This window comes from Sediminibacterium salmoneum NBRC 103935 (assembly GCF_000511175.1).
Taxonomy (GTDB): Bacteria; Bacteroidota; Bacteroidia; order Chitinophagales; family Chitinophagaceae; genus Sediminibacterium; species Sediminibacterium salmoneum.
Genome location: NZ_KI866530.1, coordinates 168404 through 177404 on the forward strand (window position 1 = coordinate 168404; position 9001 = coordinate 177404).

The window sequence follows — 9001 nt, forward strand, 5'->3', positions numbered from 1 at the left end:
ATGAAATGAATCATAGAGTAATTGAAAAGGTGTAATGCTTTAAGCTATAAATAAAAGAGAGCGGATTCCGCTCTCTTTTATTTTAGAAGATACTTGTTTTAAGTAAGTGCAATTGTTTTATTGAACTTAAATTAAGCAGCTTTTTTTCTGTTCAGCCACCAGCCTAACCAGATGCCTACCAATGCCCAGCTTACCAAAGCATCTATTAAATAAGCCCTTATATCGAACATAGGATACCAGATATGTCCCGTGTAGCTACTGTTGAGGTATACTATAATACCAACCAGTAAAGAAGCAGTAAATGTGGTGTTGAAATTATTGGCATTTATCTTTCCCAGAATCCAGCAGAGCAGCCAGATAATAAAGATGTTCGCTAAAAGCCCACGTAACATATTTAATCCCATATTATATTCCATTGCTGCATGGTATTGTATACTGGCCCAGGGTTTGCCAATCTGGTCCTGCGCCAGTTTTTCCATTTCTTCAAAAGAAGTGCCTGCAGGTGCGGAGGGCAGATAATAACCTCCTTCTTTGTCTAAATGGGTTTTTAGCATGGCAAGAATACTGTCCTGCTTAGGGCTATATTGTTGCGAGGGGCTGTGCAGATTGATAGCAGTCCAGGAAAGAAACTGCCACATAAACAGCAGGATTCCTCCTACAAGTGAGGCAATAATTGTTTTTTTCATTGAGGGGTAATTTGTTTACTCCAAAATACCTATCTCTTTTTACAAATGCAATAGTTGAATCAACTATTCTTACTTTGCAGAAAAACTGAAATAATGCCATCCGTTAGTGTAGCAGACCGATTTATGCAGTACGTGCAGATAGACACGCAGAGTAATCCGCAGAGTAATACAGTACCCACTACTGAAAAACAAAGAAATTTAAGCAGCCTCCTGGCTGAGCAGCTAAAGCAAATAGGGGTAAAGGATGTAATGGTTAATGAGTATGGATATGTTTATGCCACCATTCCGTCTAATAGTTCCAAAGACCTTCCTGTACTTTGTTTTTGTGCCCATATTGACACAGCTCCGGATTGTTCAGGAACCCATGTTAAGCCCATCCTGCATAAAAATTATCAGGGTCAATCCATTGTTTTGCCAGAGGATACCGGTATTGTGCTTGATCCGGAAAAAATGCCTTATTTAAATCAACATATTGGGAAAGATATTATTAGCGCAAGTGGAACTACTTTATTGGGGGCAGATGATAAAGCCGGTGTGGCCATCATAATGACTTTTGCTGAAATAGTATGTAGTGATGATTCCATTCTGCATGGTGAAATAAAAATTTTATTTACGCCTGATGAAGAAGTAGGAAGGGGAACCAATCACCTCGATATGGAATTGCTGGGAGCAGATTTCGCGTATACCCTTGATGGTGGCGAACTGGGAACATTTGAGGATGAAACCTTCAGCGCCAATGGGTTCTCGGTAAATATAGAAGGTGTTATTGCACATCCGGGGTATGCAAAGGGAAGGATGGTGAATGCCATTAAACTGGCAGCAGAAATTATTGCTGCTTTGCCAAAAGACAGACTGGCACCAGAGGTAACAGATAAAAAGCAGGGGTTTGTGCATCCCGTACAGGTAGAGGGAACTGCTGAGAAAGCAAGAATTGATTTTATCATCAGGGATTTTGATACTAATCAACTCAAGCATCATCAGGCCGAAATAATCCGGATTGCCCATGAGATTAGCGGGAATTATCCAGGAGTGAATATCCATTTTGCAGAGGAGGAACAATACCGCAATATGAAGGAAGTAATTGACCGGTATCCCTATATTACTGAGTTTGCAAAAGAAGCCTATACCAATGCCCGTCTGCCTTTTGTAAAAGAGCCCATTCGTGGGGGAACCGACGGAAGCAGGTTGAGTTTCATGGGTTTGCCCTGTCCTAATATTTTTACGGGAATGCAGGCCATTCACAGCAAAAAAGAGTGGGTTGGGGTATATGATATGGAAAAAGCGGTAGAAGTATTGGTGAACCTGGTAAAAGTGTGGGAAGAAAAGGGTGAAAATCTGCACAAATAGCCCCTATCTTTATTAAAACTTTATACTATGCAATTTTTAATGAATTACTGGTGGCTTCTGTTGGCAATCATTATTGTCTTTACCGGTTTGGTAACAGTAAATCAGGGTACCATTGCGGTAATTACCATGTTTGGAAAATACCGCAGAATCCTAATGCCAGGATTAAATTTTAAAATTCCTCTATTAGAGCAGGTTTATAAAACTGTAAGTATTCAAAACCGTTCTGTTGAATTGGAATTTCAGGCAGTTACGGTAGACCAGGCCAATGTCTATTTCAAAAGTATGTTGCTCTATTCGGTGATTAACCAGGATGAGCAAACCATTAAGAACGTTGCTTTTAAATTCATATCAGAAAAAGACCTGATGCAGGCATTAATCAGAACCGTTGAGGGATCCATCCGGGCTTTTGTTGCAACCAAAAGACAGGCTGAAATTCTGCTGTTGAGAAGAGAAATTGTGGAAGATGTGAAGCAACAGATTGATAAGTCTTTGGAAGAGTGGGGTTATCATTTACAAGATCTGCAGATTAATGATATTACTTTTGACCAGGTAATTATGGAGAGTATGAGCAGGGTAGTGGCCAGTAATAATTTAAAAGCTGCTGCGGAGAATGAAGGACAGGCTTTGTTAATTACGAAGACCAAAGGTGCAGAAGCAGAAGGGAATGCCATAAAAATTGCAGCGGAAGCAGAAAGGGAAGCAGCACGGTTAAGAGGGATGGGAGTTGCTTTATTCAGACAGGAAGTAGCCAAGGGGATGAGTCAGGCGGCAGAAGAAATGAAACAGGCCAATCTGGATACCAATGTAATTTTATTCAGCATGTGGACAGAAGCCATTAAAAACTTTGCCGAGATTGGTAAGGGGAATGTGATATTCCTGGATGGAAGTCCGGAAGGCATGCAGGACAATATGCGCCAGATTATGGCAATGATGAAAATGAAGGAAACAAAGGGCTAGTCATTTTAAAAGATGTGTAAAAGCTTTCCTAATTAACAAAATGGCTCATTATTTATACACGATTCATTGTTCTTTTGCAGAACCTTTTAGATTCGCATTTTAAACCATTTTCATGTTTTACTTATTACAAACTGATACTGCTCAGAATATTGCCGGCGCTGCTATGGCAACTGCCGAAAAGGTTTCCCTTTGGACTTTGCTCGACAAGGGGGGCTGGATTATGTATCCCTTGTACCTTTTGCTGATACTTGCCATCTATGTTTTTACAGAAAGACTCTTGGCCATCAGAAGGGCGGGTTTGATTGATCCTCAGTTCATGGTAATTATAAGAGATCATATCCTTTCAGGTAATGTACAGGCGGCCAAAACCTATGCCCGTTCTCATCAGAATCCGGTAGCTAAAATGATAGATAAAGGATTGCAAAGAATAGGGAAGCCGATTGATGCCATTGAGAAAAGTATGGAGAATGTGGGTAAGCTGGAAATGTATAATATGGAGAAGAACCTGAATATTTTATCATTAATTGCAGGTATTGCACCTATGTTTGGATTCCTGGGAACAATTATTGGTATGGTTCAGTTGTTTTATGGAATTGCTTCAACCGGAGAATACACATTGAATACCATTGCCGGTGGCATTTATACCAAAATGATTACTTCGGCTACTGGTTTAATTATTGGCTTAATTGCTTATGTAGGACATAATTTTCTGAGCACTCAAATAGACAAAACAGCCAATAAAATGGAAGCTGCCAGTGCAGACTTCATGGATATTTTACAGGAGCCAACCAGATAATATGAACATCCGTAAAAGATATAAGTCAAGTCCGGAAATGCACACGGGTGCGTTGAATGATATATTGTTTATTTTATTGCTATTTTTTCTGATTGTATCTACGCTGGCGAATCCGAATGTAATTAAAGTGGCCAATCCTAAAGCCAAATCAGATACCAAGGCCAAGCAAACTGTGGTCATAAGTGTAGACAAGAACCAGCAGTTATTTATAGGCGCTGAGCCGGTTGCATTGGAAACCCTTGAATCCAGATTACAGGAGTATTTATCTAAGGAAAATGAAAAACCAACTGTGGTTATCAATGGTGACAGTACTTCTCATTTAGGTACTTCCATCAAAGTAATGCAGATTATTAAGAAGCTGGGTGCAACACCGGTTATGGCAGTTGACCAAAACTAATGAAAATTAATTTTGATACGCTGCAATCATTCTTTCTTTACCCTGCATGTCTTTGTGTAATGTAACGGGATAGCCAGGTTCAAAAACAGCTTTTGTTTCTTTCCCCAGTTGTTCATTAATTTCTACAAAAATGGCTCCGGGTTTTTTCAGAAATGCCTTGCTGAATTCAGCTATTGCCTGATAGAAAATTAGCGGATCATTATCAGCTACAAATAAAGCAGTATGGGGTTCATAGGCAAGCACATTGTTGTGCATGCTGCTCGCTTCTGTTTGTTTAATATAAGGGGGATTGCTGATGATGATATCAAATTGTCCAAGGGATGCCCATTTGCTTTTGTTTAGAAAATCCAACTGTTTAAAATGAATATTGTGTTGGATCTGTTTGGCATTTTCTTTCGCAACCTTTAGTGCTTCTTCGCTGATATCAATAGCAGTTATTAAAGCTTTGGGCATACGGGATGCAATAGCCAGTGATATGCAACCGGAACCCGTACCAACTTCCAGAATACGGGGATGAGCTATTGATAATGTAGACAGGTATTGAATTGCTAACTCCACCAGTTCTTCTGTTTCTGGCCGGGGTATTAAAGTGTGATGATTCACTTTTAGCTCAAGGCCGTAAAACCAGGTTTTGCCCATGATATATTGAATGGGTTCGCCTTTTTGTAAACGAAGAACAGCTGCTTCAAGTGACTCAGCAGACTGTTCAGGCCAGCCTGTATCTTTTTCAAGAAACTGATTCATTCTGCTGTATCCGGTAAAATACTCAATGAGTAAAACAGCAATATTGCCAGCTTCTCTTTCACCGTATACCGATTGAATCGACTGGATAATATACTGCTTTGCTTCCAGAATAGTCATGCTGCAAAGTAACCATCATTTGATTATTTTTACAGGCTAATGTTGATCCCTCACCAAAAATTCATGCAGCGTTGTTTAGACCTGGCCCTAAAAGGGGTGGGTAATGTTGCCCCTAACCCGATGGTAGGGGCTGTGTTGGTGTATAAGGATAAAATTATCGGAGAAGGTTACCATGAAATATATGGGCAGGCGCATGCAGAAGTGAATTGTATTAATAGTGTTGCAGAAGCAGAGCAGCATTTAATATCAGACTCCACTTTATATGTAAGCCTGGAGCCATGTTCTCATTTCGGAAAAACGCCCCCCTGCACCAACCTGATTTTAGCTAACAAGATACCGAGAGTGGTAATTGGAAGTATGGATCCTTTTAAAGAAGTAAATGGAAAGGGGATAGCCATGCTTCGCCAAAACGGTGTGGAAGTAATTGGACCTGTGCTGGAGGATGAAGCCAACTGGTTGAACCGACGTTTCATTCTTTTTCATAAGAAAAAGCGACCTAATATTATCCTAAAATGGGCAGAATCTGCCGATGGATGGATAGGAAGAAAAGATGCAGAAATTTCAATCAGTAATTCATTCACTCAAAAACTGGTTCATAGATGGCGAATGGAAGAAGCTGCCATACTGGTGGGAACGCAAACTGCTTTAACCGATAATCCAAGATTGGACAATCGATATTTTCCCGGTCCCAGCCCAATCAGGATGGTAATTGACCGTAAGGGGACTTTGTTGAAACAATCCAATTTATTAAGTGATGGGAAGCCCACAATTGTTTTTAATGAAAAAGTTTCAAAACAGGAAGGAGCTGTTCAATATGTTCAATTACCTCAAGCGAATAGCTGGGTTGATGCTATTCTGGATTTTGCCTATCAACAACAGATACAAAGTATTTTAGTGGAGGGTGGAGCATCCCTGTTACAAAGCTTTCTGGATGCAGATTGCTGGGACGAAATCAGGGTAATAAAAAGTGCAGATGCTATTAAACTGACCAGTGATGTTGGAGTAAAAGCGCCTGTTCTGAAAGGCCTTCTTCCGGATTCAATAGAATCAGTTGGGAATAATTCAGTTCTATATTTTAAAAGAAAAGATCTATGATATTTTTAATCGGAAGCATTGTATTAACCAGCTATCTGCTGCTCTCTTTCAAAGTATGTGGCAGATTAAATATACCCGTTTTTCCCGCCATCGTTTTCAACTATATTACTTGTGTTGTAACTGGTTCTGTAGTTAACGGTTCCTTTCCCATTCATGCCAATTCAATTAGCCAGCCCTGGTTTCAATGGGCCATGGTGATGGGTACTCTTTTTATTACCAGTTTTAATTTAATAGGAATTACGGCTCAGAAAATTGGTGTATCGGTAGCTTCGGTTGCCAATAAATTATCCTTGATTATTCCAGTAATATTGTCGGTAGTATTGTATGGTGAAAAGGTGGTGGGTTGGGAAATTGTCGGCATCTTGCTTGCGATGGTTGCGGTTGTATTTACCTGTTATCCGCAATCAGGAGATGGAAGTGTAACAGCCAATCTTTCTATGTTTCAAAAAATAGGCTTGCCTGCATTGGTTTTTATTGGGAGCGGTTTTCTGGATGCGCTCATCAATCATGTTCAACAAAGCTATGTTACCAAGGAAACCAATAATGCCTTTTTAATTTCAGGCTTTTTATCTGCAGCATCCATTGGCTTTGTGGTACTGATGTATCAATATAAAACCCGGAAGCTGATATTTCACAGAAATCAGATCCTTGCAGGTATCTGCATTGGTATACCCAATTATTTTTCTATCTGGTGCCTGGTTCATTTTCTGCAGAACAGTCCATGGGAAACCAGTGCCAGTATACCCGTTAACAATATGGGAATAGTATTATTCAGTACACTGGTTGCCGCTATTCTTTTTAAAGAAAAACTATCTGCCATCAATTGGGCAGGCATTGTTTTATCTGCTATTGCAATTTATCTGATTGCTTTTGGCAATGCATTATAAAAAACGGGGGCTTACCACCAGTTCCTTAGAGCCTGGCGTATATACGTAAAATCCCTCTCCTGATTTTACGCCCAGTTTTTTGGCTGTTACCATATTTACCAATAATGGGCAGGGTGCATATTTGGGATTGCCATATCCTTTGTACAATACATTCATAATGCTCAGGCAAACATCCAGTCCAATAAAGTCAGCCAATTGCAATGGTCCCATTGGATGGGCCATTCCCAGCTTCATAATAGTATCAATGGATTCCACATCGGCAATGCCTTCGTATAAGGAGTAGATGGCTTCATTAATCATGGGCATCAATACCTTGTTGGCTATAAAGCCGGGATAGTCATTCACAACAGAAGGTACTTTATTCAGTTGTTTGCTTAAGGTAACAATGGTTTCTGTAACCTCTTTGTCTGTTGCGTACCCATTGATGATTTCAACCAGTTTCATTACAGGAACCGGGTTCATGAAATGCATACCAATCACTTTATTGGGGCGATTGGTGGCTGAAGCTATTTTAGTAATTGAAATAGAAGAAGTATTACTGGCCAGGATAGCATTGGCTGGTGCTGCTGAGTCTATTTCAGCAAATATTTTTAATTTCAATTCTTCGTTTTCTGTTGCAGCTTCCACAACCAAATCAGCTTTGCTAACACCAGTACTGATTTTGGTATCTGTAACAATATTGTTGATGGTTTCTTCTTTTTCTGCATCAGTGATAGAGCCCTTACTGATCATTCTGTCGAGGTTCTTACCAATGGTTTGCAGTGCTTTATCCAACTGTGCTTGCTGTACATCTACCAGCACCACTTTAAACCCTTTTTGTGCAAATACATGTGCAATTCCATTTCCCATGGTTCCTGCACCAATTACCGTTACATTAAATACAGACATCGGTTATTATTTTTTTCGTTTGAAATCTCCTCTTTTCCAGGAAGTAATAAAATCTGCCCAGGCGGCCGGATTCATGATATTCATTGGTGGAATCTGACCAGCATAATAATATTTGTTGGTTTGCTGTCTCAGCTGAAAATTCACCGCTTCCCTGCCATCAGCCGGTAAGCTGTTCAGCATAATTCTGCGTGTGGCTTCATCGGTATTCTTTCTGGCAATTTCGTAAGCATCATCCGGGAATCGATTGTTCAGGAAGTCTCTTTCAAATTGCTCCCGGGTAGGCCTTGGTTTTAATATGGTTGCTGGTAAATAGGCAGTATCGCTTACCAGTAGTTGAATAACACTGTATTGATTGCTTTCGAGGTTAAGGGGAATCTGTATGCTATTATTTTTAAAACCAATACTGCTGAATGTAATCCGGTCTCCCTTCATTACGGCAATTGAAAAGACCCCGTCGTAGCTGGTAATGGTTCCTCTTCCTTTGCCTTCCACTATTACAGATGCAGAGGGAATGCCTCTTAAACTGTCTGCTGTCATGATAACGCCATACAATTGCACAATGGAATCTCTGTAGGGATTTGTTTGCTGTGCAACCGCCTTATTCGTCCAACCCAACCCTGTCAGTATCAAAAAAAAGGCTAATGTAATTTTATTCATATAGGCAGCACTGGTTTAAAGGGATACAAAGGTACTATTTTGATTTGTTCTCCGCATTTCACAACAAAGTAAAGTGCTAGGTTGTTAACTTTGCACCTTATCATTGATTTTAACAAAAACTTGCGTTAACCATGACAAACGAAGCAGTATTACAGGCATTGAGTAATGTACAGGAACCAGATTTAGGAAAGGACCTGGTAACCCTGAACATGGTAAAAGATATTGTGATTGACGGAGACGCCGTAAGCTTCACCATCGTTTTAACTACGCCTGCCTGTCCCATGAAAGACATGATGCGCACGGCAAGTGAAAAATGCCATTAAACTGCTGGTTAATAAGCAGGCAAAAGTGACTGTTAATTTTACTGCCAATACTACCAGCACCCGAAAAGATGATCAGAAAGTGCTGGGGGGAGTTAAGAATATTATTG

Annotated in this window: 11 protein-coding genes; 7 read left to right on the plus strand and 4 right to left on the minus strand. The window is 40.1% G+C overall.

Features of this window, described 5'->3' with window-relative positions:
- Positions 1-131: 131 nt before the first annotated feature.
- Positions 132-686, minus strand: a complete 555-nt coding sequence (locus P767_RS0100925; protein WP_026763041.1) for a hypothetical protein — start codon at positions 684-686, stop codon at positions 132-134.
- A 93-nt stretch (positions 687-779) separates the two neighbouring features.
- On the opposite strand from P767_RS0100925, the gene pepT reads away from it, so the two are divergent.
- The 4 genes from pepT (at position 780) to P767_RS0100945 (ending at position 4183) form a co-directional block, all read left to right on the plus strand.
- Positions 780-2033, plus strand: a complete 1254-nt coding sequence (gene pepT / locus P767_RS0100930) for a peptidase T (protein WP_026763042.1) — start codon at positions 780-782, stop codon at positions 2031-2033.
- A gap of 27 nt (positions 2034-2060) precedes the next feature.
- A complete protein-coding gene (locus P767_RS0100935) occupies positions 2061-2990 on the plus strand; it encodes an SPFH domain-containing protein (protein WP_026763043.1) in 930 nt (309 codons plus the stop codon).
- Positions 2991-3102: 112 nt separating this feature from the next.
- The gene (locus tag P767_RS0100940) at positions 3103-3786 is read left to right on the plus strand and encodes a MotA/TolQ/ExbB proton channel family protein (protein ID WP_037351481.1); all 684 of its coding nucleotides are present in this window, start codon (positions 3103-3105) and stop codon (positions 3784-3786) included.
- 1 nt (position 3787) lies between these two features.
- A complete protein-coding gene (locus tag P767_RS0100945; protein ID WP_026752356.1) occupies positions 3788-4183 on the plus strand; it encodes an ExbD/TolR family protein in 396 nt (131 codons plus the stop codon).
- A gap of 6 nt (positions 4184-4189) precedes the next feature.
- On the opposite strand, the gene prmC is transcribed toward P767_RS0100945, so the two are convergent.
- On the minus strand, positions 4190-5044 hold the full coding sequence (gene prmC, locus P767_RS0100950) for a peptide chain release factor N(5)-glutamine methyltransferase (protein WP_026763045.1): 855 nt from the start codon (positions 5042-5044) through the stop codon (positions 4190-4192).
- A 39-nt stretch (positions 5045-5083) separates the two neighbouring features.
- On the opposite strand from prmC, the gene ribD reads away from it, so the two are divergent.
- Both ribD and P767_RS0100960 read left to right on the plus strand, forming a co-directional pair.
- On the plus strand, positions 5084-6139 hold the full coding sequence (gene ribD, locus P767_RS15180; protein WP_037351484.1) for a bifunctional diaminohydroxyphosphoribosylaminopyrimidine deaminase/5-amino-6-(5-phosphoribosylamino)uracil reductase RibD: 1056 nt from the start codon (positions 5084-5086) through the stop codon (positions 6137-6139).
- Entirely contained in the window at positions 6136-7026 is an 891-nt protein-coding gene (locus P767_RS0100960; RefSeq protein ID WP_026763046.1) for a hypothetical protein, read from the plus strand. The genes ribD and P767_RS0100960 overlap by 4 nt, the downstream gene beginning before the upstream one ends.
- Here P767_RS0100960 and P767_RS0100965 read toward each other — a convergent pair.
- Together P767_RS0100965 and P767_RS0100970 are read right to left on the minus strand one after the other, a co-directional pair.
- Entirely contained in the window at positions 7021-7914 is an 894-nt protein-coding gene (locus P767_RS0100965) for a 3-hydroxybutyryl-CoA dehydrogenase (RefSeq protein ID WP_026763047.1), read from the minus strand. The two genes, P767_RS0100960 and P767_RS0100965, sit on opposite strands and share 6 nt — an antisense overlap.
- 6 nt (positions 7915-7920) lie before the next feature.
- Positions 7921-8571, minus strand: a complete 651-nt coding sequence (locus P767_RS0100970; protein ID WP_026763048.1) for a carboxypeptidase-like regulatory domain-containing protein — start codon at positions 8569-8571, stop codon at positions 7921-7923.
- A 131-nt stretch (positions 8572-8702) separates the two neighbouring features.
- Here P767_RS0100970 and P767_RS18720 point away from each other — a divergent pair, with 131 nt between their 5' ends.
- The gene (locus P767_RS18720; protein WP_026763049.1) at positions 8703-8894 is read left to right on the plus strand and encodes an iron-sulfur cluster assembly protein; all 192 of its coding nucleotides are present in this window, start codon (positions 8703-8705) and stop codon (positions 8892-8894) included.
- Positions 8895-9001: the final 107 nt, after the last annotated feature.